The sequence below is a fragment of the Streptomyces xantholiticus genome, from assembly GCF_014651015.1.
GTDB lineage: Bacteria > Actinomycetota > Actinomycetes > Streptomycetales > Streptomycetaceae > Streptomyces > Streptomyces xantholiticus.
Genome location: NZ_BMWB01000008.1, coordinates 123,007 through 147,234 on the forward strand (window position 1 = coordinate 123,007; position 24,228 = coordinate 147,234).

19 protein-coding genes, 1 pseudogene and 1 riboswitch are annotated in these 24,228 nt (G+C 71.7%); of the genes and pseudogenes, 7 read left to right on the top strand and 13 right to left on the bottom strand.

Annotated features, from left to right (window positions below):
- Positions 1-194: 194 nt before the first annotated feature.
- A riboswitch (cyclic di-AMP (ydaO/yuaA leader) is annotated at positions 195-355 on the top strand.
- Positions 356-357: 2 nt separating this feature from the next.
- The gene (locus IE198_RS15155) at positions 358-1,524 is read left to right on the top strand and encodes a C40 family peptidase (RefSeq protein ID WP_189886733.1); all 1,167 of its coding nucleotides are present in this window, start codon (positions 358-360) and stop codon (positions 1,522-1,524) included.
- A 60-nt stretch (positions 1,525-1,584) separates the two neighbouring features.
- On the opposite strand, the gene IE198_RS15160 is transcribed toward IE198_RS15155, so the two are convergent.
- Positions 1,585-1,938, bottom strand: coding sequence for a hypothetical protein (locus tag IE198_RS15160; protein WP_189886735.1), 354 nt, complete (start codon positions 1,936-1,938; stop codon positions 1,585-1,587).
- A 563-nt stretch (positions 1,939-2,501) separates the two neighbouring features.
- Between IE198_RS15160 and IE198_RS36915 the strand changes: the two are divergent.
- Positions 2,502-2,690 (top strand): annotated as a pseudogene (locus tag IE198_RS36915) (C40 family peptidase); the annotation flags it as partial.
- 76 nt (positions 2,691-2,766) lie between these two features.
- Positions 2,767-3,546 carry a GNAT family N-acetyltransferase gene (locus IE198_RS15170; protein WP_189886737.1) on the top strand — a complete coding sequence of 260 codons (780 nt, stop codon included), beginning with the start codon at positions 2,767-2,769 and terminating at the stop codon, positions 3,544-3,546.
- A 42-nt stretch (positions 3,547-3,588) separates the two neighbouring features.
- Here the strand turns inward: IE198_RS15170 and IE198_RS15175 are convergent, their stop codons facing one another.
- Both IE198_RS15175 and IE198_RS15180 read right to left on the bottom strand, forming a co-directional pair.
- The gene (locus tag IE198_RS15175; RefSeq protein ID WP_189886739.1) at positions 3,589-4,278 is read right to left on the bottom strand and encodes a LuxR C-terminal-related transcriptional regulator; all 690 of its coding nucleotides are present in this window, start codon (positions 4,276-4,278) and stop codon (positions 3,589-3,591) included.
- On the bottom strand, positions 4,275-5,564 hold the full coding sequence (locus tag IE198_RS15180; RefSeq protein WP_189886741.1) for an ATP-binding protein: 1,290 nt from the start codon (positions 5,562-5,564) through the stop codon (positions 4,275-4,277). Before IE198_RS15180 ends, IE198_RS15175 begins: the two co-directional genes overlap by 4 nt.
- A gap of 150 nt (positions 5,565-5,714) precedes the next feature.
- On the opposite strand from IE198_RS15180, the gene IE198_RS15185 reads away from it, so the two are divergent.
- Both IE198_RS15185 and IE198_RS15190 read left to right on the top strand, forming a co-directional pair.
- On the top strand, positions 5,715-6,992 hold the full coding sequence (locus IE198_RS15185) for a PspC domain-containing protein (RefSeq protein WP_189886743.1): 1,278 nt from the start codon (positions 5,715-5,717) through the stop codon (positions 6,990-6,992).
- Complete coding sequence (locus tag IE198_RS15190) at positions 6,979-7,278, top strand: hypothetical protein (RefSeq protein ID WP_308426810.1); 300 nt, start codon at positions 6,979-6,981, stop codon at positions 7,276-7,278. Before IE198_RS15185 ends, IE198_RS15190 begins: the two co-directional genes overlap by 14 nt.
- Here IE198_RS15190 and IE198_RS15195 read toward each other — a convergent pair.
- Entirely contained in the window at positions 7,185-7,706 is a 522-nt protein-coding gene (locus tag IE198_RS15195) for a DoxX family protein (protein ID WP_189886744.1), read from the bottom strand. The genes IE198_RS15190 and IE198_RS15195 overlap by 94 nt on opposite strands.
- Positions 7,707-8,082: 376 nt before the next feature.
- On the bottom strand, positions 8,083-9,663 hold the full coding sequence (gene guaA, locus IE198_RS15200) for a glutamine-hydrolyzing GMP synthase (protein ID WP_189886746.1): 1,581 nt from the start codon (positions 9,661-9,663) through the stop codon (positions 8,083-8,085).
- Between the two features lie 318 nt (positions 9,664-9,981).
- On the opposite strand from guaA, the gene IE198_RS15205 reads away from it, so the two are divergent.
- On the top strand, positions 9,982-10,269 hold the full coding sequence (locus IE198_RS15205; RefSeq protein WP_189886748.1) for a chorismate mutase: 288 nt from the start codon (positions 9,982-9,984) through the stop codon (positions 10,267-10,269).
- Positions 10,270-10,796: 527 nt separating this feature from the next.
- Here IE198_RS15205 and IE198_RS15210 read toward each other — a convergent pair.
- Genes IE198_RS15210 through IE198_RS36125 form a run of 3 tightly spaced genes read right to left on the bottom strand, consistent with a single transcriptional unit; the run spans position 10,797 to position 11,418 of the window.
- Positions 10,797-11,093 carry an LAVTG motif-containing sortase-dependent surface protein gene (locus IE198_RS15210; protein ID WP_189886751.1) on the bottom strand — a complete coding sequence of 99 codons (297 nt, stop codon included), beginning with the start codon at positions 11,091-11,093 and terminating at the stop codon, positions 10,797-10,799.
- Positions 11,087-11,299, bottom strand: a complete 213-nt coding sequence (locus IE198_RS15215) for a hypothetical protein (RefSeq protein ID WP_189886753.1) — start codon at positions 11,297-11,299, stop codon at positions 11,087-11,089. The genes IE198_RS15210 and IE198_RS15215 overlap by 7 nt, the downstream gene beginning before the upstream one ends.
- A complete protein-coding gene (locus tag IE198_RS36125) occupies positions 11,296-11,418 on the bottom strand; it encodes a hypothetical protein (RefSeq protein ID WP_268246479.1) in 123 nt (40 codons plus the stop codon). The genes IE198_RS15215 and IE198_RS36125 overlap by 4 nt, the downstream gene beginning before the upstream one ends.
- A 202-nt stretch (positions 11,419-11,620) precedes the next feature.
- On the opposite strand from IE198_RS36125, the gene IE198_RS36130 reads away from it, so the two are divergent.
- A complete protein-coding gene (locus IE198_RS36130; protein ID WP_189886959.1) occupies positions 11,621-12,763 on the top strand; it encodes an LAETG motif-containing sortase-dependent surface protein in 1,143 nt (380 codons plus the stop codon).
- Between the two features lie 97 nt (positions 12,764-12,860).
- On the opposite strand, the gene IE198_RS15225 is transcribed toward IE198_RS36130, so the two are convergent.
- The 5 genes from IE198_RS15225 to IE198_RS15245 all read right to left on the bottom strand — a co-directional run bounded on the left by IE198_RS15225 (position 12,861) and on the right by IE198_RS15245 (position 24,013).
- Positions 12,861-14,672 (bottom strand): GMC family oxidoreductase, encoded by a 1,812-nt coding sequence (locus IE198_RS15225; protein WP_189886754.1) that lies wholly within the window; start codon positions 14,670-14,672, stop codon positions 12,861-12,863.
- A 50-nt stretch (positions 14,673-14,722) separates the two neighbouring features.
- Complete coding sequence (locus tag IE198_RS15230) at positions 14,723-16,339, bottom strand: succinic semialdehyde dehydrogenase (RefSeq protein WP_189886756.1); 1,617 nt, start codon at positions 16,337-16,339, stop codon at positions 14,723-14,725.
- A gap of 111 nt (positions 16,340-16,450) precedes the next feature.
- Positions 16,451-18,007 (bottom strand): serine/threonine-protein kinase, encoded by a 1,557-nt coding sequence (locus tag IE198_RS15235; protein ID WP_189886758.1) that lies wholly within the window; start codon positions 18,005-18,007, stop codon positions 16,451-16,453.
- Positions 18,008-18,120: 113 nt separating this feature from the next.
- Complete coding sequence (locus IE198_RS15240; protein ID WP_189886759.1) at positions 18,121-21,048, bottom strand: serine/threonine kinase C-terminal domain-containing protein; 2,928 nt, start codon at positions 21,046-21,048, stop codon at positions 18,121-18,123.
- A 127-nt stretch (positions 21,049-21,175) separates the two neighbouring features.
- The gene (locus tag IE198_RS15245) at positions 21,176-24,013 is read right to left on the bottom strand and encodes a protein kinase domain-containing protein (protein WP_189886761.1); all 2,838 of its coding nucleotides are present in this window, start codon (positions 24,011-24,013) and stop codon (positions 21,176-21,178) included.
- Between the last annotated feature and the right edge of the window lie 215 nt (positions 24,014-24,228).

Consider the following 24,228-nt stretch of genomic DNA (forward strand, 5'->3'; position numbering starts at 1 on the left):
GGGCCACGGTACGTGACGGGACGAATCCGGCAAGCGACCGATCCGCGGGCCTGGTCCGGACCGGCGGTCACCCACCGAAAAAGGTCACGAAGATGTATCGGACATATCGAACATCAACCTTCACAGCGGCGACACGAGTTGGCTAGCGTGCTCGACCAGGCGGCCCGCACCCCTCCCGGCGAACCACGCCGAACGGGCGGCCTACGCCGAATCCGGCTTCCCGCAAGGGAGTTCGGAACCGGGGACCCACCATGCACAACCGGGGTGAATCGGACCGCGCTCCGCTCGGTCCGTAGGGCACCTTCCGTTCGCCCGAACCCGACAGCTAACCCGGTAGGCGGTCCACGGAAGAAGGAGATGCCGGCCTTGGCGTCGCATCGCAAGCCCCGCAGCCGAACCGCAAAGCCGTCCCCCGCCGTCGGGTTCACGACGGCAGCCCTCGCCGGTGTGACCCTGCTCTCGACGCAGAGCGCGACCGCCGCGCCGGCCGAGCCGAAGCCCAGCATCGAAGAGGTGCAGAAGAAGGTCGACGACCTGTACCGGCAGGCGGGCAGCGCCACGCAGGAGTACAACAAGGCGAAGGAAGCCACCGCCGAGAAGCGCCAGGAGGTGGACCAGCTCCTCGACGAGGCGGCCAAGCGCACCGAGAAGCTGAACGAGTCCCGCCGGGCCCTCGGCAACTACGCGGCCGCCCAGTACCGCACCGGTTCCGTCACCCCGACCGCCGCGCTGATGTTCGCGGACAGTCCGCAGGCGTACTTCGACCAGACGCAGTTGATGGACCGGATGACGGACCAGCAGCGCACCGCGGTCAGCGAGTACGAGACCGAGCGGGCTGCGGCAGCCAAGCAGCGTGCGGAGGCCACGAAGCGCCTCGAGTCCCTCACGGACTCCCAGGAGGCCCTGCGCACCAGCAAGCAGACCGTGCAGACCAAGCTGGCCGAGGCGCGCACCCTGCTCTCGAAGCTGACGGCGGAGGAGAAGGCCCGGCTCGCCGCGATCGAGCGGGAGAGGGAAGAGGAAGCGCGCCGCAAGGCCGAGGCGAAGGCCGAGGCGGAGGCCGAGGCCCGCGCCAGGGCGGAGGCCGAGCGCCAGCGCGAGGAACGCGAGACGACTCCGGACACCGGCACCACCGACCCGGGCACCGGGACCGGCACGGACGACGGGACCTACGCGGCCAAGGCCGACAAGGTCCTCGCCTTCGCCCGCGACCAGATCGGCAAGCCGTACGTCTGGGGGGCGACGGGCCCGAGTTCGTACGACTGTTCCGGCCTCACCCAGGCCGCGTGGAAGGCGGCGGGTGTGGACCTGCCGCGTACCACCTGGGACCAGGTGAACGTCGGCACCCGCGTCGCAACCGCCGACCTGCTCCCCGGCGACCTGGTCTTCTTCTACGACGACATCAGCCACGTCGGGATCTACATCGGCGACGGCAAGATGATCCACGCCCCCAAGCCGGGCGAGAACGTCCGCGAGGAGTCCATCTACTACATGCCGATCTACGGCAGCGTCCGTCCTGCCTGACCTCGTCACACGGGTGCCCGGGCGGCCGAGCCGCCCGGGCACTCGCCTGTCCCGTTCGGGTCAGGTCCAGAGGGTGGCGATGAAGATGTTGACCACGGTCAGGCCGCCCACCGCGCCGAACAGCGCCTTGTCGACCTTCTCGTCGTCCCGCTTGACGTACACGAGGCCGAGGATCACCACCAGGACCGCCAGCTTGATGCCGATCTTGAGGTTGTTCACCGTCTGGTCGTCCGCCTGGTTCAGCCCCACCAGCGCCACACCCGTGACCAGCATGGTCAGGGCGCCGTGCAGCATCGCCGGATTGAAGCGGGCCCTGCCTTCGCCCATCGCCTTCATCTGGGTCAGGAATCCGCCCAGCAGCGAGGCGATGCCGATGATGTGGAGAGCGACGAAGACATTGATGAGTACGTCCATGGCCGGAGCCTAACTCTCCCCATACCACCGCCTGTCGGGCAGGTGGGCCGGTTCCGCCTCATCGGTCGGCCGGGCACGGCATGCGGACCGGCGACGTCGTCCGGGCGGTCACCAACCGGTCCCGAGTGACCTTCTTCGACAATTAGCGGTCCTTCGGCCCCACCACCATGACCGCGAGGTTTAGCGTCATGCCCCAGGTGGCCGACTCCCCACCCCCCGTCGTGGAGCCGGACGGCACTCGGCCGCCACCGCCGAGAGATCCGGCGGCGGACCGCTCCCCCGTGCGGCCCGCCGCCGGATGCGAAGGTACGGCGGAAGGGACGACGGAAGGACGTGGAAGCCCTCGTGGCAGCCCACCGGAAATCCAGGCAGCACCCGCTGGGCGGCCCTGCCGCCCGTACCGCGGTCACCTTCGCGCTCGCCGGCGCGGCGACCGCCACCGCGTTCGAGGGCACGGGTCACGCCGAACCCCGCCTCACCCCCGCCCAGGTCAGGGCCAGGTCGACAAGCTGTACCAGGAGGCGGAGGCCGCCACGGAGAAGTACCACGGCGCCGAGGAGCGGGGGACGGGCGCCCGCACCTCGCTGACCCGGCTCGCCCCGGGCGACCTGGTGTTCTTCTACTCGGGCGTCTCGCACGTCGGCCTCTGCATCGGCGGCGGACAGATGATCCACGCGCCGCGTCCCGGTGCCCCGGTGCGGGTCGCGCCGATCGACCGGATGCCGTTCACGGGAGCGACCCGCCCCGCGTGACGGCCTCGTGACGCAGGCCGATAATCCGTTGGCCCGGAGCCTGTTCTGGTGTCAGCATCCGGACGTCCGCCCGCAGATGCCCGACCAGCAGGAGCCGTACGTGGACCTCGACGTCCAGAACTATGTGCGCACGCTCGCACTCCGCTCGCCCGGCCACGTACGCGTCGGCCCCTTCACCGTGCGCTACAACGCCGACTGGCCCATCCCACCGGTCAATTACGCCGTCCCGGACCACGGTGCGAGCCCGACGGTCGACGACATCGAGGCCCTGATCGAGGTCTTCCGGGCACGGGACCGGCTACCGCGCCTGGAGTTCCTGCCGTCCTGCGCACCCGACCTCGAACCGGCCCTGCTGGCCGCCGGTTTCACGGTCGAGCGCCGCGCCCCGCTGCTCGCCTGCACCCCCGAGTCGCTGGTGGCACCACCCCCGGTGCCGGGCATCACCTTCACCGTGCTGTCCGACGAGGCCGGTTACCGCGCCGCCGCCGGCGTGCAGCACGCCGGGTACGGGCTGGAGGGCGAGGGGACGGACGGCGAGATCGGTGCCCTGCGCAGCGTCACGGAGGGCGGCGGGGTCGCCGCCCTGGGCACCGACGACACCGACGGCACACCCGTCGCCGCCGGCAGCTGCTCGATACCGGTCGACGGCCTGAGCGAGCTGACCGGGCTCGCGGTCACCGCCTCCCACCGCCGCAGGGGCATCGGCGCCGCGCTCTGCGGACATCTGACGGCCCAGGCCTTCGGCCGGGGTTGCCGCACGGTCTGGCTGGAGCCCGGCGACGCGGACGTCGAACGCATCTATGCCGCCGTCGGCTACACCCGCGTCGGCGACAAGACCGACATGTCCCTGGCGTGAGCCGGATGACGTCCCGTCACCCGTTAGGTGCGTGACGGAACGTCACACCAGACGGCGGGCCGTCGCCCACCGCGTCAGTTCGTGCCGGTTGGACAGCTGCAGCTTGCGCAGAACCGCGGAGACGTGCGACTCGACGGTCTTCACCGAGATGAACAGCTGCTTGGCGATCTCCTTGTACGCGTATCCGCGCGCGATCAGCCGCAGTACCTCCCGCTCCCGCTGGGTCAGCCGGTCCAGGTCCTCGTCCGCCGGCGGCGCGTCCGTCGAGGCGAACGCGTCCAGCACGAAGCCGGCCAACCGCGGCGAGAACACCGCGTCGCCGTCCTGCACCCGGAAGATCGAGTCGACCAGGTCCGTGCCGGTGATGGTCTTGGTGACATAGCCGCGGGCGCCGCCCCGGATCACGCCGATCACGTCCTCCGCGGCGTCGGAGACCGACAGTGCCAGGAACCGCACCGGGTTCTCCACGGCCGCCATCAGCGCGGCGCAGCGCCGCAGCACCTCGACCCCGCCGCCGCCGGGCAGATGCACGTCGAGCAGGACGACCTCCGGCCGGGTCGCCGTGATCACGGTGACCGCCTGGTCGACGTCGGCCGCCTCGCCGACGACCTCGACGCCCGTACGCTCGGTCTCCCCGATCTCGGCCTGCACACCGGTGCGGAACATCCGGTGGTCGTCGACGAGCACGACCCGCACCCGTCGCTCCGCGGTCTGTTCTGCGGCCTCGGTCATCCGTCCGCCCTCTCCATCTCGAGCTCCACTTCCGTGCCGTCCCCGGGCACGGAACGCAGCCGTGCCGTCCCGCCGTTGCGCTGCATACGGCCGATGATCGATTCTCTGACGCCCATCCGGTCCTCCGGCACGGCGTCAAGGTCGAAGCCCGGCCCCCGGTCCCGTACGGACACGAAGACCGTACGGCCCTCGACCTCCGCGAACACCTGCACCGCCCCTCCCGCGCCACCGTACTTGGCCGCGTTGACCATCGCCTCACGCGCGGCCTGCATCTGCGCGGCCAGTTTCTCGTCGAGCGGGCAGTCGCCCACGACGACGACCTCGATGGGGACCCCGTGCTTGTCCTCGACCTCCGCGGCCGTCTTCCTCACCGCCTCCGCGAGGGTTTCGGGCTCCTCGTCCTCGTCCTTGCCGGTGCCCTCCGGCTTGTAGAGCCAGTTCCGCAGTTCCCGCTCCTGGGCGCGGGCGAGCCTGCGCACCTCGCCCGCATCGTCGGCGTTCCGCTGGATCAGCGTGAGGGTGTGCAGTACGGAGTCGTGGACGTGCGCGGCGACCTCGGCCCGCTCCTGGGCACGGATGCGCATGGTCCGTTCCTCCGAGAGGTCCTGCGTCATCCGTACCAGCCACGGGCCCGCGAGCAGCGCGACACCGGCGATGACGGCCACGGCGGCGGTCAGCACGTTGCCCAGCTGGGCGGCGGAGCCGCGCACCACCATGAAGACGGTCAGGCCCACGCCGACCAGCGCGACGCCGGCCAGCGCCCGGGCCAGTTGGAGCAGCCGCCGGCGGCGGCCGACGTCGGTCCAGCGGGCGCGCCGGGCGTTGTCCGCCTGCCGCCAGACCAGGACGACGCCCGCGCCGATGAGCAGCGTCGGCCACACATAGCGGTTGCTTCCCCGCAGGTCGACGTTGCCGACGAAGACCGCGGCGCCGAAGAGGAGGGCGGCCACGGCGAAGAGCTGGCCCTTGTCGGGCTTGCGGAGCCTGCGACGCCCGTCGGAGGTGGTCTCGAACACCGAGCGCGGCTCCGCGGCCCTGCCGCCGACGCCGAGCGGCACCACGATCCAGAAAACCGCGTAGAGCACCGCGCCCAGACCGTCGGCCAGGAACAGTCCGAGGAAGACCAGGCGCACCCAGATGACGGGAAGTCCCAGATGCCCTGCCAGACCGCGGGCCACCCCACCGAGCATCCGCCCGTCGGCACTGCGGTACAGCTTGCGCAGAGCCGGCTCCTCCGGCAGGGGGGCGCGGGAGGAGCCGGTGGTTCCCGGTGTGGCGACTGGCATGCCTCGATCGTCACACGCGGGTACGGCGCGCGGTATCAGGGTCGTCCCTCAATCCGCCCCTGAATCCCCACGGTCTCCGGGCCGGATATCAGGGAACGGCCAGGGTCGGCCGGGCTCCCGCCGTACGGCCCCGCCCGTCACCATGGACCCATGACAGAGCAGCCGACCGTCCCGCCCCCCGAGACGCCGCAGCTGCGCCGCTCCCCCCGCCACAAAGTGGTGGCCGGCGTGTGCGGCGGTCTGGGCCGCTACTGCGACGTGGACCCGGTGATCTTCCGGATCGCCGTGGGCGTGCTCTCGGTGACCGGCGGCATCGGGCTGATCTTCTACGGGTTCGCCTGGCTGCTGCTCCCGTCGGACGACGAAGAGGAGAACGAGTTCCGCCGGCTGCTGTCCGGCCGGGTCGACGGCGCCTCGCTGACCGCCGTGCTCCTCGCCCTGATCGGCTGCGGGATCTTCCTGTCCATGCTGGGCAACAGCGGAACGCTCTTCTTCGCGGCGCTGCTCTCGCTGACGGTCGCCGGCGCCGCCGTGTGGTCCCAGCGCCGCCGGCTCGTGTCGACCGACGGCGCGCCGATGGACGCGGCGACGGCGCACGCGGTGGCGGAGGCGCCGCCCGAGACGAAGGCTCCGCCCACGCCGGAGAGCCCCTCGTGGTGGCGCGACCCGATCGTCAAGGACGGCACGACGGGGCCGGTCCCGACCGGCTATCTGTGGGGCCCGGAGTCGGCGATGGCGGAGGCCGCGGCGCCGCGGGACCGCACCGGCAATGCGCCCGTGCCGCGGCAGAACCGGGGGCCCCGGGGCATCGGCGGACCGGTGTTCCTCCTGGCGCTGCTTGCGGGTGGTCTCGGGACCGGACTCAGCTGGGAGGGGCAGCCCCTGGGCACGGCCCTGCAGATCGGTCTGGTGGCCGCACTGGCCGTGTTCGGCCTCGGCCTGCTGGTCGGTTCACTGCTCGGGCGCACCGGCTTCGGCACGATCCTGCTGGCGCTGGTCACCGCGGGGCTGCTCGCCGGTGCGTCCGCCCTGCCGAAGGACATCAGCACGAGCTGGGGCGATCAGACCTGGCGGCCCGCCTCGGTCACCGCCGTCGAGCCGCTCTACGAGCTGGGCACCGGGGCCGGCACGCTCGACCTGTCCACCCTCGCCGTTCCCGAGCGCGCGACGGTGTCCACTCGTGCCGAGGTCGGGGCGGGCCGGCTCAGGATCGTCCTGCCGAAGGACGCGACGGTGAAGGTCGACGCCGAAGTCGGCGTCGGCGACATCCGGCTCCCCGGCGAGACCGCCGAGGACATCGACGTCGGCCCGAGCCAGGACCGCCGGCGCACCCTGCCGCCCCCGGCGGGGGCGAAGCCGGCGGGGACGCTGGAGCTGCGGCTGGAAGTGGGCATCGGACAGGTGGAGGTGACCCGTGCCACGTCATGAGTCGACGCAGGGGCCCGGCCGGGCGTTCCTGCACGGTTTCCGCCCGGCCAGGATGATCGCCGGGCTGTGTGTACTGGCCACCGCCCTGCTCTACGGCGGCGACGCCGGCGGCGCCTGGCACACGCCCTGGTGGGTGGCGTTCCCTCTGGTCTTCGGCGGTCTCCTCGTGGCGGGCGCGGTGGCCGCGCTGCACTACGGGATACGCCGCCGCCGTGCCGCGATCAGCGCGTCCAGGGAGAACAGGGAGGCGCCCGCGAGCACCAGCGGCAGCCAGGCCATCAGATAGGCGAGGTCGTTGCCGTAGTAGTACGGGTCGGTCTGCCAACTCACCGTCAGCCACAGACTCAGCGAGATCAGCGCCCCGCCGAGGGCGGCGAGCCGGGCCACCAGCCCGACGAGGGTGCCGATGCCGACGGCCAGTTCCCCGAGGGCGATGGCGTGGCCGAAGCCTTCCGGGTTCTTCAGCGCCAGGTCGACGAGGGACGGGATGGCGGAGGTGTCGCGCACGTTGTTCATCAGCTCACCGATGGAGCCGGTGCCGGTCGCCGACATGAAGGCGCTGTCGGTGAGTTTGTCGATGCCCGCGTAGATGAACGTCACGCCGAGGAAGAGGCGCAGCGGCAGCAGTGCGTACCGGCCGGCCTGCTCCCTCCAGCCGCGCGGCCGGTCGTCGAGCGTTCCATAGACCGATGTCGCCCGCTGCGTGTGTGTCATCGCTCGTCCCGCCTTCAGTTGACCCGTCAACCGACCATACGTACGGCGTGGCCACGCCGCTCACCAGGCTAGCGGCGCAGTCCGTGACAGAGGAGAACCGTCAGAGGGTGTCGATGTCCCCGATGTCGATGTCGAACGGGACGGAGAGCTCGAGCCGGTCGTGGTGGATGCCGGTCGCACAGGACCTGGTGACCTCTGAGCGCTCGAAGACCTGGACGACCGGGTGATCGTCGGTGCCGCCCGTCTCGACCCGCCGGAAGTGGGGAATGCCCGCCGCCGGGGGTTCTGGTCCGTACGGCGGCGTACCCAGGGGGAACGGACGATGCCGCCGCTCAAACGAATGAGCGACGGCATCACGGTTGGCCTTGCGGAAGGGTCACTCCCACTCGATGGTGCCCGGGGGCTTGCTCGTCACGTCGAGGACCACGCGGTTCACGTCCGCGACCTCGTTGGTGATCCGGGTCGAGATCTTCGCCAGCACCTCGTAGGGCATCCGCGTCCAGTCCGCCGTCATCGCGTCCTCGGACGAGACCGGGCGCAGCACGATCGGGTGGCCGTAGGTGCGGCCGTCTCCCTGGACGCCCACGCTGCGGACGTCGGCGAGCAGTACCACCGGACACTGCCAGATGTCCCGGTCCAGGCCGGCCGCCGTGAGCTCCTCGCGGGCGATGGCGTCGGCCTCGCGCAGCAGGTCGAGCCGCTCTCGGGTGACCTCGCCGACGATCCGGATGCCGAGGCCCGGGCCCGGGAACGGCTGGCGCTGGACGATCTCGTCCGGCAGGCCGAGCTCCTGGCCGACCATGCGGACCTCGTCCTTGAACAGCTTGCGCAGCGGCTCGACGAGCTCGAACTCGAGGTCCTCGGGCAGACCGCCCACGTTGTGGTGCGACTTGATGTTGGCGGTGCCGGTGCCGCCGCCGGACTCGACGACGTCCGGGTAGAGCGTGCCCTGGACGAGGAAGGCGACGTCCTCGCCGTGCTCGGCCTCGGCCACGATCTCGGCCTGCGCCTGCTCGAAGACGCGGATGAACTCGCGGCCGATGACCTTCCGCTTCTCCTCGGGGTCGGACACCCCGGCCAGCGCCTTGAGGAAGCGCTCCTCGGCGTCCACGACCTTGAGCTGCACGCCCGTGGCCGCGACGAAGTCCTTCTCGACCTGCTCGGTCTCGCCCTTGCGCATCAGACCGTGGTCGACGTACACGCAGGTCAGCTGGGAGCCGATGGCCTTCTGGACGAGGGCCGCGGCGACCGCGGAGTCCACGCCGCCGGAGAGACCGCAGATGGCGCGCTTGGTGCCGACCTGGGCACGGATCGCCTCGACCTGCTCCTCGATGACATTGCCCGTGGTCCAGTTCGGCTCGATGCCGGCGCCGCGGTAGAGGAAGTGCTCGAGCACCTGCTGGCCGTAGGTGGAGTGCATCACCTCGGGGTGGTGCTGCACGCCGTACAGCTTCTTCTCGTCGTTCTCGAAGGCGGCCACCGGCACGACGTCCGTGGACCCGGTGACGGTGAAGCCCTCGGGGGCGGCGGAGCAGGCATCGCCGTGCGACATCCACACCGACTGCTCGGCCGGGGTGCCCTCGAAGAGCGTCGAGCCGGGCTTGGTGACGTGCAGCGGCGTACGCCCGTACTCCCGCGCGCCGGTGTTGTCGACGGTGCCGCCGAGCGTCGTCGCCATCAACTGGAAGCCGTAGCACATGCCGAAGACGGGGACACCCGCCTCGAAGATCGCGCGGTCCAGGCGCGGGGCGCCCTCCGCGTACACCGACGAGGGGCCGCCGGAGAGGATGATCGCCCTCGGGTTCTTGGCCAGCATCTCGGCCACCGGCATGGTCGACGGGACGATCTCGCTGTAGACCCGGGCCTCACGGACGCGGCGGGCGATGAGCTGGGCGTACTGCGCACCGAAGTCGACAACGAGTACGACGTCGGGGGCGGCGGAGGGTGCTGCTGGCACTGGGGCTGCCTTCCGGCGGGGAAAAAGGGTCTGCCTTACCGATTCTACCGGCGCGCCGGACGCGGCTTCTCGTCTCACCATCCGAACCCGGTTTGGCCTCCGCGGCCGGGTGCGGTCCATACTGACCGCATGCAGAAGCAGCTGACCTTCGTCTTTACCTATGGCACCGGCCCGTCCGGCTGCCATGGTCGTGCTGCCTAGCTTCAGACAGCGACTTCCCAGGCGCCCCGGGCCGACAAGGCCCGGGGCGCTTCGGCTTTTCCGGGCCGTGCCGATCCGAGGGCCGCGCGAGAGAACCCGGAACAAGGAGCCCATGAGATGTCCGTCACCGAGACCGAGAAGACCGGCGCCCGCACCGACCAGGCCGCAACCGTGATCACCGGCGCCCGCGAGCGGATCGACGCGCTCGACGACCGGATCATCGGCCTCATCCAGGAACGGATGGCCGTCTCCGCCGTCATTCAGGACGCCCGTATCGCCTCCGGCGGCCGCCGGGTGAATCTGGCGCGCGAGATGGAGGTGCTCGCCCACTACAGGGACGCGCTCGGCAAACCCGGCACGGCGATCGCGATGACGATGCTCGAGCTGTGCCGCGGCCGGATCTGACCCAACGGCCCGCGTACGCCTGCGTATCCGCGTTCGGGCGGATCCTCACCCGTACGGCGCGTGACGCACCCGGCCGGGTTTCGTTGGTCCCGTTGTCCGTGCCAGCCAGGGGCGGCCTCGAAGGAAACCACGCGTGGCTCCGCTGGGGCGTGTGACGTACCGCAGGTGCGTCGTGGGACCTCGCCCCAGTGCGCGTGACCGGTAGGCAGGGGACAGCAGCCCGGTCACCCCAAGGGCGGTCGGCGCCGGGGACGCCCGGCACCGACCGCATTCGGTCCGTACGGTTGCGCGCGCCGCAGCCCGCCCAGCAGATGCAGCACGATCAGATCCCCCCCACTGCGCGGCCACATTCCCGAAGGCCACCGCTGCCCGTGCGCGCTGCCCGCGCGCCGGGCCGGCGGCCTGCCCACGACGCGGCGCAACCCCCGGCGCCCCTCGGCACCGGCGCTGCCCTGACGTCGGTGCCGACCTGAAGAGCCCCGCGGACGCCGATGTCCGCAGGTCCCTTCTCGACGTCGGCGCCGGCGTCACGCGGAGCGGCGACGACGGGCGACCACTAAGAGCCCCCCACCCCCGACGAGTGCGACGGCGGCGCCGGCCGCGGCCGGTGCGGCGGTGGAGCCGGTGGAGCCGGTGGAGGCCAGACCACCCTGGGTGGAGTCCCCACCGGTGGTGCCGGTGGAGGAGCCGCCGGCCGTGCCGGACCCGCCCTCGTCGTCACCGGGCCCGCCGGTCGAGCCACCGTTGGAACCGGAACCGCCGGTCCTACCTCCGGAGTCACCGGTGTCGCCGGGGGTCTCCTCCTCACTGGTGCCGTTCAGCACGATCCAGCCGTCGTCGTCTGCGGGCTTCCCCTCCCAGGGGCTGTCCTCCTGCCCCGGGAACGCGGGGAAGTGGATCCTGCCCTTGGCGCTGCGACGACCTTCTCGATGCGGAGCTCGAACGGGTAGCTGCGCTTGTCGTTCTCCAGGACCGGCGTGTCGGCCCAGCGCAGGTAGCGGGACTCGTCCTTGCCGTTCTCGGTGTTCACCGGGCCGCAGGCAGCGGGCTCTTGGTGACCTTCGCGCCCTGCGGGACATTGACCAAGAAGCTGAACGGTTCGCCTCCCGCGCGCAGCGAACCGATCCACGCCGGGCCGTCGTTGCTCATCCGCACGTCGGCATGACGCAGGTCACATAAAGATCCTGTGAGTCGGCGTGCAACCAATCCCCCTGGTCACAGGTCATGCATGCGTAACACCGACCTCACGTGTTCGCACCCACGGTGGTGCCCCGGGGGGTCCCCATCAGCCTTCGTGCCGCATCAGCGGTACCCAGACTTCACTGAGGTCTCAATGAAGCTTCGCCGCGCCATGGCTGTCGCTGCCGCGACCGCCGTCATCGCACCCGCCACCTTCCTGGCGGCGCCGGCTGCGTACGCGACGATCAGCACCACCCCGATCGTGTCCGAGACGGACCCCAACACGCCGGGCACGGAAGACCCCGGTACCGAGGACCCCGGCACGGAAGACCCGGGCACCGAGGACCCGGGCACGGAAGACCCCGGTACCGAGGACCCGGGCACGGAAGACCCCGGTACCGAAGACCCGGGCACGGAAGACCCCGGTACCGAGGACCCCGGCACGGAAGACCCGGGCACGGAAGACCCCGGTACCGAAGACCCGGGCACGGAAGACCCCGGTACCGAGGACCCCGGCACGGAAGACCCCGGTACCGAGGACCCCGGCACGGAAGACCCGGGCACGGAAGACCCCGGTACCGAGGACCCCGACGAGGAGCTTCCGCCGTACTGCGAGGAGCTGGACGAGAACTTCGAGGAGAAGGCGCTCGGCCTCAAGCTCTCCGGGCTGCCCGGCAAGATCGTCGCGGGCAGCGGCTGGGAGGACTTCAACCTCACCATCACCAACAACTCGAAGGCCGACCTCAAGGAGGTCGCCTTCTACGCCGAGGTCGAGAACTACGAGGTCGACGAGGCCAAGTGGCTCAGCAAGTACGTCGAGCTGCAGTTCCGTCTTCCCGGCACCAACCAGTGGGAGCGGATCGGCGACGAGACGTACGCCGGTGACTACTTCTGGGGCGTCCAGACGATGAAGCCCCAGGACTTCGTGAAGATCGACCTTCGGGTCAACATCGCGAAGGACGCGCCTGCCGGTGACAGCTACGCCATCGGTTCCGGCGGCTACCTCGGCGATGTCGAGGGCCAGGAGTGCATCGCCGAGAACGCGGGCGCCTGGGCGGACTTCACCGTCCTGAAGCCGGGTTCCCCGAACGAGAACCCGGGCGACGCGGAGCCGGGCAAGGGCAAGCCGGGTGACAAGGGCCCCGACACCAAGCCGCAGGGCGGCGTGAAGGAGCTTCCCGTCACCGGCAACCTCGCCGAGACCGGTTCCGACTCGAGCCTGCCCGTCATCGGCACGGTCGGCGGTATCGCCATCCTCGCCGGTGCGGGTGTGGTCTTCGCCATGAAGCGCCGCCGTGGTGACGCCACCGCGTAACCGCTGACGCCTGACGCTCGCGTTCAGGCCCGTAGAGCCACCAAGGCCGCTGCACTCGGAGGGGGGTGCAGCGGCCTTTGTGCTGGGTGCGGCCGGGTCACCTCTTCGGCGGGAGCGCCGGCATGCCCAGGAACGGCAGCTTCAGCGCGCCGAACGCATCCGCCGGGACCGCCGGTGACTTCGGCGCCACCGGGGACAGCCGCTGGTACTCCACGCCCTGCGCCGGCCGGGGGTCCTCCTCGCCATTGTTGGGCCAGAAGGACATCGCCCGCTCCGCCTGGGCCGTGATCGTCAGCGACGGGTTGACGCCGAGGTTCGCCGAGACCGCGGCGCCGTCCACGACCGAGATGCCGGGATGGCCGTACAGCCGGTGGTACGGGTCGATCACACCGGTCTGCGGGGAGTCGCCGATCGGGCAACCGCCCAGGAAGTGCGCCGTGAGCGGGGTGCCCATCAGCTCACCGATGTTGGAGCCGGCGAAGCCGTTGATCTCCTCTGCGAGCAGCGAGGCCGCACGCGTGGCCTCGGGGATCTGGTTGGGGTTCGGGGCGCCGTGCCCCTGGCGCGCGGTGAGCAGCCCCTTCCCGATGCCCTTCGGCTTGCGGTACGTGGTCAGGGAGTTGTCGAGGGACTGCATGACCAGGCCGATGATGGTCCGCTCCGACCAGCGCCGGTTGGAGAGCGCGCGCACCGCGAGCAACGGGTGCTTCGCCATGTTGCCGAGCCAGCCGACGACCCGGCCCTTCACCCGGTAGGGCACCTGGAGGACGGTCATGCCGCCCATCGCGTTCGAGCCCCTGCCGTAGCGGACGGGCTCGATGTGGGTGTTCTCGTCCGGGTGGATGGACGAGGTGATGGCGACACCGCGGGTGAAGTCGACCCTGTCGGCGCCGTGGCGCCTGCGGTAGCGCCGGTCGTCGGTCTGCGCGCCGACCACTGCCTCCGAGTTGGTGCGGGTCAGCTCGCCGAGCCGGGCCGACAGATGCGGCAGCAGTCCGCCGTCCTTCATCCGGTGCAGCAGCGTCTGCGTCCCGTACGTACCGGCGGCGATGACGACCCGGCGGGCGGTGAACGTGCGGCCCCTTCCCTTGCGCCGGTTGTCGCTGGGCAGGGTCTTGACGGCGAAGCCGCCCTGAGAGTCCTCGGTGACGGCGACGACGGACGTCATCGGGTGGACGACGGCGCCCGCCTTCTCCGCGAGGTACAGATAGTTCTCGTTGAGGGTGTTCTTGGCGCCGTGCCGGCAGCCCGTCATGCACTCGCCGCACTCGCTGCATGCCCTGCGCGAGGGGCCCGCGCCGCCGAAGTAGGGGTCGGCGACCTCCTCTCCGGGCCTGGCCTTCACCGTGCCGTCGGCGTCGTCGCCGTCGCCGAAGAACACCCCGACGGGCGCCATGTGGAAGCTGTCGCCGACGCCCATCGCCTGTGCGGTCGCCTTCAGATGGACGTCGGAGGGGGTCATCGTCGGATTGAGGCGGACACCGAGCATGCGCCGCGCCTGGTCGTAGTACGGCTTCAGCTCGTCGTGCCAGTCCGTGATGTCCTTCCACTGCGGGTCGTTGAAGAAGGGTGCGGGCGGTACGTAGAGCGTGTTGGCGTAGTTGAGCGAGCCGCCGCCGACGCCCGCTCCGGCCAGCACCATCACATTGCCGAGCAGATGGATGCGCTGGATGCCGAAGAGGCCGAGAGCCGGGGCCCAGAGGTAGTTGCGCAGGTCCCAGGAGTTCTTCGGCAGGGACTCGCGGGTGAAGCGCCGGCCCGCCTCGAGCACCCCCACCCGGTAGCCCTTCTCGGTGAGGCGGAGCGCCGAGACGGAGCCGCCGAAGCCGGAGCCCACGACGAGCACGTCGTAGTCGTACGCGACGCCGTCGCCCGCATCCTGGTTTCGGGCAGGGGGTACCTCGGACATGGCTCTCCTCGTGAAATGTGCGGGCGGTGAAGGGGGACGGGGGCGGCGGGTCAGCGCAGGCGCAGGGCCTTCATCGCCTTGAGGCTGACGCTCATGAAGGCCGCGTACTTCTCGTCGTCCATGCCGAACGACGGGGCCAGCGGCATCAGTCGCTGCTGGGCCACGGTCTGCGCCTCGGTGTACTTGAGGATGCCCTCGGAGCCGTGGCGCCGGCCGAGGCCGGAGTCATTCATGCCGCCCATCGGGGACTGGACGCTGCCGTACGCCGGTGCGTAACCCTCGTTGATGTTGACGGTGCCGGTGCGCAGCTTGGCGGCGACGGCGTGACCGCGCCGGGCGTCCTTGGTCCAGACGCTGGAGTTGAGGCCGTACGGGGTGGCGTTGGCCCGGGCGATGACGTCGTCCTCGTCGGTGAAGCGGTAGAGGGAGACGACCGGGCCGAAGGTCTCCTCCGAGCACACGGCCATCGGTGACTCGACACCGTCGAGAATGGTGGGCTCGTAGAAGAGCGGGCCGATGTCGGGGCGGGCGAGCCCGCCGGCGACGAGCCGCGCGCCCTTGGCGACGGCCTCCTCGACGTGGCGGGTGACGGTCTCGAGCTGGCGCTCGCCGACGAGGGAACCCATGTCGGCCCCGTACGCGAGGGAGTTGCCGAGCCGCATGGCCTTCGTGCGGGCGGCGAACCGCTCGATGAAGTCATCGGCGACGGATTCGTGAACGTAGAGCCGCTCGATGGAGATGCACAGCTGGCCGGCGGAGGAGAAGCACGCACGCACCGCTCCGGCGGCGGCCTTCTCCACATCGGCGTCGTGCAGTACCAGCATGGCGTTCTTGCCGCCGAGTTCGAGGGAGACGCCGACCAGACGGGCGGCCGCACCCTGCGCCACCTGACGGCCGGTGCGGGTGGAGCCGGTGAAGGAGACGTAGTCGGCGTGCTTCACGACTTCGGGTCCCACGACCGGTCCGTCTCCGACGACGACCTGGAACACCTCGGCGGGCAGTCCCGCCTCGATCAGCAGGTCCCGCGCCCAAAGGGCGGTCAGCGCCGTCTCGGTGTCGGGCTTCATCACGACCGCGTTACCGGTGACGAAAGCGGGCAGTGCGTCTCCGACGGACAGCTCCAGCGGGTAGTTCCAGGGTGCGATCTGCCCCACGACCCCGCGCGGGTGGCGCAGTTCGGTGGTCCTGGTGAGGACGGGTACGACTCCGGTGTGCCGCTTCGGCTTCAGGTACGAGGGGGCCTTGCGCCCGTAGTGGCGCGCGGCGACGGCGACGGCCTGGACCTCTTCGTGCGCGTGCAGCCGGGCCTTGCCGGTCTCCAGCTGGATCAGATCGAGGATCTCGGCCTGGCGCTCGAGGACCAGGTCGTGGAAGCGCAGCAGGACGGCCGCACGGGCCCGGACCGGGGTGGCCGCCCATGCGGGCTGCGCGGCGCGGGCGCGTTCGAAGGCCGTGGCCACGTCCTCGGGCGTCGATTCGGGAAGCTCGGCCAACTGCTCGCCGGTGAACGGCGTGTGGTTGGCGGTGCGGCCGGAGCCGACGACGCCCTTGGTCAGCCGGGCGACCACCTCGGGGGTCACCACGTCGGCGGCGGTGCGCGCCCCGGCCGGGGCAGCGGCGGTCGGGTTGGTGCCGAGGGCGGTGGCGGTGGCCTGCGAGTCCGTCATGGGGGCGAGAGTAGGCGTAGAGCAGCACTTTGGGTACCCGTCGGTAACACCTTTTCACCATGTGCGCACGACCATGCCAGTGATCACTGGCACATAAGCCCTGATCAGGTCCTATTCAGCGCCCGAAGGCCGCCATCCGCGCAACATGGTGTCGAACTGCTCACGAGTCGTCGTCCAGTCCTCCGCGGGGCCCGACATGTAGAGGGCGTACTCGGTGCCGTCCTCCTCGTAGTACATCTGGTCGATCGCCCGCCGGGGGCCGGGGTGCTCCGTACGCTCCGTCCAGGTGAACTCCCAGAGCGCGGAGAGCGTCCGGTCCCGGAAGGTGTTCGGATGCAGCTGAAGGCGCCGGTACTCCGGCAGTCTCTCCTCGAGGCTTCTCTGCATGTCGAGCATGTGCATGTACGGGTTCTCGTGGTCGGGCGCCGGATCGATGCTGATACGGATGCGGTGCCGGCCGTTGTCCGGCGTGTAGTCGATCTGGTTGCCGTCCGTCTGACGCCGCCAGCCGTCGGGCACCCACAGGCTGAAGCCCTCCGGGTCGGCGACGCGTTGCCAGCCCTCCGGGAGTCCTGACGGGTCCGCCCCCGGATCGCCCTGCGGCTCGCCCGCCGACTGCGTGCCGCCGCCCCGAATGTCACCGTCCGCGAACTGCATCGCCACGCCCGCGCCGCCGCCGACCACGGCCGCCAGCACCACGACGAGCGCCGCCCTGCGTATGCGGCCCCCGCGACGGCGTGGGGCAGCCCCGGCCGGCGGTGCCTCGGGGGACTCCGGTACCGGAGCGGGCTGCGGCATCCGCTGCGTCGGCACGCCCGTGCGCCCGGTGGCCTCCTCTCCCTCCATGGCCTGTGTCAGCATCCGCTCCGCTTCGGCGACCGAAGGCCGTGCGGCCGGATCCTTGCGCAGCAGCGCCAGGATCACCGGCCCGAGCCGCCCCGCCCGCACCGGCACCGACGGCTCGTCGTCCACCACGGCCTGCATCGTCGACAGCGGCGACGAACGCCGGAACGGTGACGTCCCCTCCACTGCCGTGTACAAGGTCGCGCCCAGCGACCACAGATCCGAGGCGGGCCCGGGGTCGCGGCCACGGACCCGCTCCGGTGCGAGATAGTCGATCGAACCGACGATCTCGCCCGTCCTGGTGATCGTCGCATCGCCCTCGATGGCCGCGATCCCGAAGTCCGTGATCAGCGCCCGGCCGTCCCTGCCCAGCAGCACATTGGCGGGCTTGATGTCCCGATGGAGCACCCCGGCGGCGTGCGCGGCGCCCAGCGCCCGCAGGACGTCGAGACCGATCCGCGCCGCCTCCCGCTCGTCGATTCGCCCCGGCACCTTGGCGGCGTCCGCGAGCGAGGGTCCGTCCACGTACTGCATGACGATCCAGGGCCGTGCGTCGTGCTCGAGCACGTCGTGGACCGTGACGACTCCGGGATGGCTGATGCGGGCGGCCGCCCGCGCCTCCTTCTGCGTGCGGGCGTGAAGGACGGCCCGATCGACCTCCGACACGTAGAGGCCCGCCGTCAACTCCTTGACGGCGACCACTCTGTGCAACAACTCGTCATGGGCACGCCAGACTTTGCCCATGCCACCACGACCGATTGTCTCGCCCAGCCGATAGCGCCCGGCGAGCAATAGACCGGTGTTTGCGCTTCGAGTGTGTTCCACGTACCCCGCCCCGTTCCTTGGAATGCCAGGTTACGGAGGGAAAGTACGGGCACGGAACCACGGACGCCTCAATTAACCGCACTGTGATGCGCGTTCCGTGCGCGTCCGGGCACTCAGCGGGTGGCGCGGTAACTGCCGGTGGCCTGTTCGAAGATCTCGGTCACTTTGTCACGCTCCGCTTCCGGACCGATCACTTGGACGACGTGGTACACCCCGTCGACCGCGATCGCGAGATTACGCACGTACACCTCGCGGCCGTTGCTGTCCTGCCAGGTGAACTGCCCCTCCGCCATGGACCGTCCGCCGACGTCGATACGGCGCAACCCGCTCGCGCCGGCCCACGACGAGTCACGGAAGGGCTGCAGCTCCGGCTCCTTGTCCCGCTGGTAGACCAGCGGGTCGTCGCCGTTCGCCCGCACGGTGTCCCGGCCCGGCACCACGATCAGGGTGAAGTCGTCCCCGGTGTAGCGCACTTGACCGGCATCGTTGATCGGCCGGCGCTGCCACGACCTGTCGACGGCGATCCGGAAGCCCTCCGGATCGTTGCGGAGTTCATAGCCCTCGGGGAGGTCCCCGGCCGGGGCGGACGTCTGCGGCTGCTGCGACCCCGGGGTGCCGCTGGGAGCGGGCCCCGCACTGCCCTCTCCACTCGTACGGCCGGGGCTCGGACCCCCCTGCGACGGCTGCGCCCCGGTGTTCTGCCCCTGCGAAGTCCGCTGTTGCTCACCGGACTTCGGCATGAACAGCACCGCGTAGGCGATCGCGGCCACCAGGGCGAGCAGTATCAGCAGCAGGAGCGTACGGCCGAAAGAGCGCGGCCCCCGCCCGGCGTTCCCGTACGACTGCCGGTACGGCAAGTCGCGGGGCGGCACCTCGTAAGGCTCCTCGTACGCCCGCCTGGGCGGCGCCGCTTCGGCACGGGCCGCCCCGTCCCGCGCGCGGCCCTGCGGCTTCTTGTGGCGGTGGCGGCCGTGGGCGGCGTCGGCCGTGCCCCACCGGCGCCTGCGGACGAGCTCGCCCCTGCGGCGGACGACCGGCAGCCGCGATCCGTCGACCGCGCCGGCCGGCAGGGGCACGACGTTGACACCGGCCTCCGGCTCCGGCGCCGACCGTACGAGGGAACGCAGCCAGCCACGCAGCTCCTCGAAGTCCGGCCGCTCCGTGGGGTCCTGGCGCAGCAGTGACTCGACGACCGGCCGCAGCGGACCGCACTCCTCTGCGAACGCGGGCGGCTCCGCGCACACCATGTGGACCAACTCGGCCGCGGTGTCCTCCGGGTAGGGAGCGTGGCCCTGCACGGCCCGGTACAGCAGCGCACCCAGCCCCCACAGATCGGTGGCCGGGCCGACGGGCGCGGCCAGTTGCCAGTTCTCGTGAACCGGACCGGCCTGCTCGGGCGCCCACCGCTCGGTCACGGCGCCGACGACGGTGATCCGCGCCTGGCGGGCACGCTCGGCGTGGAGCGGGGTGGCGGGACCGCGGTACGCCGGGACCCCGGCTCCGGCGACGGTCCCGTCCCAGCGGCCGTCCGGCGCTTCGTTTCCCGCGGCCGCCGGCCGGCGCTGTGCATCGGCGCGCATGGCGTCGCCGCCGCGCTGCCAACTGCCTCCGGCGGCAGCTTCCGTGCGCGCCGGAGGAAGAGCGGGTCGCTGCCCGCCCGCGTGCCTGTTGCCGGAGCTTTGCTGCCCCGTTGAACCGCTGTCCGCCCGGGCGGCGGGCAGCACGGGCCGGACGCCGTAGGGGTCGTCGCGGTAGGGATCGTGGTCGCGTGCGCCCGGCAGGGCGGGGCGGGCGGCGATGCCGCGCGGGCCGCCGCCTGCGACGGGCAGCGAGCCGGGACCCTCGCGGCCGGCGAACGGCGCGTCGTGCCAGGTGCCCGCCAGCCGGACCCGCCCGGGCCCTTCCTGGTCCGGGTCCGACACGGGTATGCGGTCACGGCGGCCGCCGTCGTGGTACGGGTCGCGCTCGGCGTACGGGTCGCGGCCGGGCGGGTCGACGCGCTCGGCGTACGGGTCGCGGCCCGCGTCGTCCGTGCCGGGAAACGGACCGGCGAGACCCAGGTCGTCGAAGTCCGCTTCGTCGTCCTCGTCCCGGACACCGAGCCCGAGCAGTCCACGGCGTCCCTCGTCCGGCCGGCGCGCCCACCAGTCGGGGTCGAGGCCGTCCTGCTCCGGGCGGTCGCGGCGTACCGCCTCCGGCTCCTCCTCGCGGCGCCGGTCCTCGCCCGTCCGGGCACCTGCCCGGGCTCCGGCCCGGTACGCCGCGATCGCGCCGGCACGGGCGGCACGCACGTCCGGCACATCGCTCGACGGGGTGCTCTGCCGGGGCAGTTGCAGGTGCCCGGAGCCGCCCGGCATCGGCAGGCCGTCCACCCCTGGACCGTCGTCGGCCTCGGCCGCGAACTCGGTCTCGACCTCCGCCTCGGATTCGGGCTCCGGCACGGGCGCGTACCCGCACAGCGCCTCCTCCGCCGCACCGGACGCCAGCCCGGTCAGTACGACGCGGCCGTCGTCGCAGACGAGCACCGTGCGCACGGTGATGTTGCGGTGGGTCCAGCCGTGCGCGTGCAGGACGCGCAGCGCGGTCAGGACGTCCGACGCGACCTCCGCGGCCCGGTAGGGGCTGAGCGGCTTCTCGGCGAGCAGGGCCGCCAGCGGCCGGGCCGCGACCCGTTCGCTCACTATCCACAGTGAGCCGTCCTCGGCGAAGACGTCGAAGACCTGGTCGAGTCGCGGATGGTCGGGAATCCGAGCGGCTGCCTGCGCCGCCTCGACGGCCCGGCGCACCGCCGGGTCCGCGGGCCGCCGTGTCGTGCCGCCCCTGCCTCCGCCGTGGGCCCGCCGTGGCACAGCGGCCCCGGCGAGGTCGTCCGAGTCGAGCACCTCCGCGTCCACGATCTCGGGCAACGGGACCTGCCGTATCAGGACTTCGTGCCCGCTGTAGGTGTCGAACGCACGGGTCTCTGCGAACTCGAACTCGCCGGAGGGCGGCAAGGGCAGGCGGTAGCGGTCGGCGAGCACTCTGCCCGCGTAGTCCTCCACGACGCCTCCCCACCAGCGCGTTGTCCCGGTCGGAACCGGAACAACGCACGAAGCCGTCAAATCCGGTCGCTCAGCGGCCCCTTGCGGCTGCGTACCGTCCACGGCTTCTCACGATACGTGTCATCGGTCAATCCTTGGGGCTGAACGTGGCGAACGCCGTCTGCCGCAGCGTCCGGCACTCTTCGCCGTCCCATTCACTCGCCTTGCACGTGATCATGATCGAGTAGCCGCGCTTGGCGTCGACCTTGAAGCCCCTGTTGAGGACACGCACCCGCTCGCCGCTCTCGTTGCGCTCGAAACTCCAGTCCGCGACGGTCGGATAGCCGTTGTAGCCGACCGTTTTGATCCCGAGGTGCTTGTAGCCGTTGCTCGTGGCGCTCACGCCGGCGACCGCGGCCGCCCATGCCGCCGCGGCATCGTCCTTCGGGCCGCTGTTGAAGTCGACCTGGACCCGCGGGGTTCCGCCGTCGACGCTGAACTTGCCGCCCGAGTTCTGTCCCGCCACGCCCGTGAGCCTGAAGTCCTTCGGCATGGCCATCGTGAAGTGCCAGCGGTCGTTGGAGACCATCACGTAACCGGCCGGGAGGGTGAACCCGCCCGCCGAGTCGTCGCCCTTGGGGTCACCCAAGGGCTGACCGCCGGGTGTACCGGTGGCACCGCCCTGGTCGTCCTTGCCGTCGTCGTCCTTGCCGTCGTCCTTGCCGGTGTCGTCCTTGCCGGTGTCGGAGCTCGCGTCGCTGCCCGTACCACCGGTGGCCTTGTCCTCCCCGCCGCCGGCGGTGGCGCCCGCGGAGGCGGCCGTTTCGTCCTTGCCCTTGGTCCTGTTCACCGGGTCGTCGTCACCGCCGAAGGCGAAGACGAGCACGGTGGAGAGCACGGCGAGCACGGCGACGACCGCGATGATCACCAGGGTGCGGCGCGGCACCACATCGGTGAGCGGGGCGCGCACCGGCGTGGGCCTGCGGGCCGCCCCGTCAGGCACGGGCGGCTGCTTGGACTCCGCCTTCACGGCAGCGGCAGCGTTGCGCACCGAACGGAGCGCGCCGCGCAGCCGGTCGGCGGCGGGGTCCTTCGGTCCGGCGGCAGGCCCGGGCACGGCCATGGGCGGTACGGGGGGCACCGAAGGCAGCCGTAGGGCACGGGTCGCCTCGGGTGACGGCTCCGGCTCCGCCGGCCGCTCCGGCGCCTCCGGCGCGTTGACCACCCGGGTGAGCAGAGTGCGTGCGCCGGCGTCGTCCAGCCGCTGGGCCGGGTCCTTGGCGAGCAGGCCGTAGATGACCTCCTCCAACGGGCCCGCGTTCTTCGGCGGGTCGAGCGGCTCGGTCATCACGGCGGTCAGCGTCGCGATCGCCGACCCCTTGTCGTACGGCGGGCAGCCCTCGACGCTCGCGTAAAGGAGGCCGCCGAGCGACCAGAGGTCGGCCGCCGGACCCGGCTTGTGGCCGCGGGCACGCTCGGGCGAGATGTACGACGGGGCGCCGACGAGCATGCCGGTCGACGTGATCGACGGGTCACCCTCGACCTGCGCGATACCGAAGTCGGTGAGCACGACACGGCCGTCGCGGCCGATGAGCACGTTGGACGGCTTGACGTCGCGGTGCAGGATGCCCTCGCGGTGGGCGGAGCGCAGGACGTCGAGGATCGCGAGTCCGACCTCAGCGGCCCGGCGGGGCGTGAGGGTGCCGTCCTCCCGTACGACCTCGGCGAGGGACTTGCCCTCGACCAGCTCCATGACGATCCAGGGGCGGTCGTCCTCGTCGACGACGTCGTAGACGGTCACGGCGCTGTTGTTGCGGATACGGGCGATCGCCTTGGCCTCGCGCAGGGTACGCGTGATGAGCCGGCGCTTCTCGTCGTCGTCGACGCTGCCGGGGAAGCGCAGTTCCTTGACGGCGACGGTACGGCCGAGGGTCTCGTCGACCGCACGCCACACCGTGCCCATGCCACCACGCCCGAGCACCCCGCCGAGGCGGTAGCGCCCGGCGAGCAGCCGCCCGTCGGCCCCGGTGGCGCCGCGCCCCTTCGCCCCGGCCGCACGCCCGCCGCCTGCCGGCTTGTCCTCGGGGGCGGCTTTCGCGGACGCTGAGCCCTTGGCGCCCGGTGCCGCTGCGTCAGCCGGGACCGCGTCGGCACCGGCGTCTGTCGGGTCGGTCTTCGCCCCGGCCGCACGCCCGCCGCCTACCGGCTTGTCCTCGGGGGCGGCCTTCGCGGACGCTGAGCCCTTGGCGCCCGGTGCCGCTGCGTCAGCCGGGACCGCGTCGGCACCGGCGTCTGTCGGGTCGGTCTTCGCTCCGGCCGCACCGGCGCCTCGGCCGCCGGCCGGCTTTTCGTCGGGCGACCCGGCGGACTTCCCACTCGCGTGGGCGGCAGCCTCGGCCGAAGACTCGGCGCTCGGCTTCGCGTCGACGCCGGTCGACTTCGCGGCGGCATTCGGCGTCGCGTCGGCGCCGGTCGGCGTCGCGTCGGCATTCGGCGTCGCGTCGGCGCCGGTCGGCGTCGCGTCGGCGCCGGTATCCGTCGACTTGTCCGCCGAAGTCGCGCCCTTGTCCGACAGGGACGCAGCATTCGGCGCGTCCGAACTCGGGGCGCGCGGGCCGGGCACCTTGTCGCCCGCCGCAGCCGCCTGAGCGTCCGTCACGGGGCCGCGGGCGCGGCGGTCGTCGTCGACGCTTTCCGACGAGGTGGGGCCGTCTCCACCCCCCTGCGCTTCCGAGGACGCACCGGACTCCGAAGCGTCCGCGTCCGGGCCAGGCCGCTCGGCACGGTCCGCGCTGTCGACTCCCGCGGCCTCCGCGCCGGCCACGGCATCCGCGTCCTTGCGCGCCGCCTTCAAGGTCGCCGTGCCCGAGTCGGAAACGGCGCCGCCACCGGCGGAGCCGGCTCCCGCGCCCGCGGCAGAACCCGCATACCCGCCGGCGAAGCCGGCCCCCCGCTGGGGCTCCCGCGACTGCTCAGCCTCCGACATGCGTCCCCTCTGCGATCCCTGATCTTCGCCCGCGCCTGCCGCTCTCCGCGCGATGCGTAACCCGCCCTGGCAGAGCGCCCATTGTCCCTCACTCCGGGACCGGTACGTCGTCCGGGTCCACCCTGTGGCGCGCCGGACGCGCCTGGGTGTGCCACCCCACCATGCCATCACCCGGCGTCAGGCCCACCCCTGTACTGGTCGGGGCCTTGCCCGCT

Coding starts and splice junctions, on each gene's coding strand:
- IE198_RS15155 (WP_189886733.1), top strand. CDS start 358: ATGCCGGCCTTGGCGTCGCATCGCAAGCCCCGCAGCCGAACCGCAAAG.
- IE198_RS15160 (WP_189886735.1), bottom strand. CDS start 1,938: ATGGACGTACTCATCAATGTCTTCGTCGCTCTCCACATCATCGGCATC.
- IE198_RS15170 (WP_189886737.1), top strand. CDS start 2,767: ATGCCCGACCAGCAGGAGCCGTACGTGGACCTCGACGTCCAGAACTAT.
- IE198_RS15175 (WP_189886739.1), bottom strand. CDS start 4,278: ATGACCGAGGCCGCAGAACAGACCGCGGAGCGACGGGTGCGGGTCGTG.
- IE198_RS15180 (WP_189886741.1), bottom strand. CDS start 5,564: ATGCCAGTCGCCACACCGGGAACCACCGGCTCCTCCCGCGCCCCCCTG.
- IE198_RS15185 (WP_189886743.1), top strand. CDS start 5,715: ATGACAGAGCAGCCGACCGTCCCGCCCCCCGAGACGCCGCAGCTGCGC.
- IE198_RS15195 (WP_189886744.1), bottom strand. CDS start 7,706: ATGACACACACGCAGCGGGCGACATCGGTCTATGGAACGCTCGACGAC.
- IE198_RS15205 (WP_189886748.1), top strand. CDS start 9,982: ATGTCCGTCACCGAGACCGAGAAGACCGGCGCCCGCACCGACCAGGCC.
- IE198_RS36125 (WP_268246479.1), bottom strand. CDS start 11,418: ATGAGCAACGACGGCCCGGCGTGGATCGGTTCGCTGCGCGCGGGAGGC.
- IE198_RS36130 (WP_189886959.1), top strand. CDS start 11,621: ATGGCTGTCGCTGCCGCGACCGCCGTCATCGCACCCGCCACCTTCCTG.
- IE198_RS15225 (WP_189886754.1), bottom strand. CDS start 14,672: ATGTCCGAGGTACCCCCTGCCCGAAACCAGGATGCGGGCGACGGCGTC.
- IE198_RS15230 (WP_189886756.1), bottom strand. CDS start 16,339: ATGACGGACTCGCAGGCCACCGCCACCGCCCTCGGCACCAACCCGACC.
- IE198_RS15245 (WP_189886761.1), bottom strand. CDS start 24,013: ATGTCGGAGGCTGAGCAGTCGCGGGAGCCCCAGCGGGGGGCCGGCTTC.